Below are 1,091 nucleotides of genomic sequence, written 5' to 3'. Positions count from 1 at the left end.
TCAAGCCTGACTCAAGCGATTTCTACTCTGCGTAAGATGTTGAAGGATTCAACAAAATCTCCAGAGTTTGTTAAAACCGTTCCAAAACGAGGCTATCAACTCATTTGTACTGTTGAACGCCTAAGCCCGCTTTCTTCAGACTCAAGCTCAATTGAAGTTGAAGAGCCAGCTTCTGATAACAATGACGCCTCTACTAATGAGGTAGAAACGATCGTAGAGCCGTCTTTAGCGACGACTTCTGACGCAATCGTTGAACCAGAAGCGCCAGTAGTACCTGAAAAAGCACCTGTGGCTTCTGCTGTGAATCCTTGGATTCCACGCGTTATTTTATTTTTGGCACTATTACTACCGATTTGCGTACTGCTGTTTACAAACCCAGCGGAATCTCAGTTCCGTCAGATTGGTGAGTATCAGAACGTACCAGTGATGACACCTGTAAATCACCCTCAAATCAACAACTGGTTGCCTTCTATTGAGCAGTGCATTGAACGCTACGTTAAGCACCATGCAGAAGACTCCTTACCAGTGGAAGTGATTGCCACTGGCGGACAAAATAACCAGCTGATTTTGAACTACATTCATGACAGCAACCACTCGTATGAGAACGTGACATTGCGTATTTTCGCAGGTCAAAACGATCCAACAGACATCTGCAAATAAAGGAGGCCAGCATGAAGATTAAAGTAGCATCTGCGGTTTTGGCCGTATCTATCCTTTTCAGTGGTTGGTTGTACTGGGGCAGTGACCTTAAAGTTGAGCAAGTGCTTACATCAAATGAATGGCAGTCAACCATGGTGACTGTGATTACTGATAACTTGCCAGACGATACCGTAGGCCCGTTACGTCGAGTGAATGTGGAGTCGAACGTTAAGTACCTGCCGAATGGCGATTACATTCGCGTGGCAAACATCAAACTGTTCGCACAAGGCTCGACGGCTGAATCGACAATTAATATTTCAGAGAAAGGTCGCTGGGAAGTGAGTGATAACTATCTGCTTGTTTCTCCTTCTGAGTTCAAAGATATTTCTTCTTCTCAATCCAAGGATTTTTCTGAAGCGCAACTACGTTTAATTACTCAAATCTTTAAGCTA

At 44.0% G+C, this 1,091-nt stretch carries 2 protein-coding genes; both read left to right on the top strand.

Translation table 11 applies throughout. From position 1 onward, the window contains the following. Positions 1-660: transcriptional regulator ToxR (gene toxR / locus R7Q38_RS24515; RefSeq protein WP_318114674.1), on the top strand; the 660-nt coding region annotated here is incomplete at its 5' end. Positions 661-671: 11 nt separating this feature from the next. Beyond that, positions 672-1,091: transmembrane regulator ToxS (toxS, locus tag R7Q38_RS24510; protein ID WP_318114673.1), on the top strand; the 420-nt coding region annotated here is incomplete at its 3' end.

It is taken from the genome of Vibrio sp. Vb0598 (genome assembly GCF_033338935.1).
Lineage (GTDB): Bacteria > Pseudomonadota > Gammaproteobacteria > Enterobacterales > Vibrionaceae > Vibrio > Vibrio alginolyticus.
The sequence above is the reverse complement of the archived record's forward strand: the minus strand, read 5'-3'. Positions and strand labels throughout refer to the sequence as shown.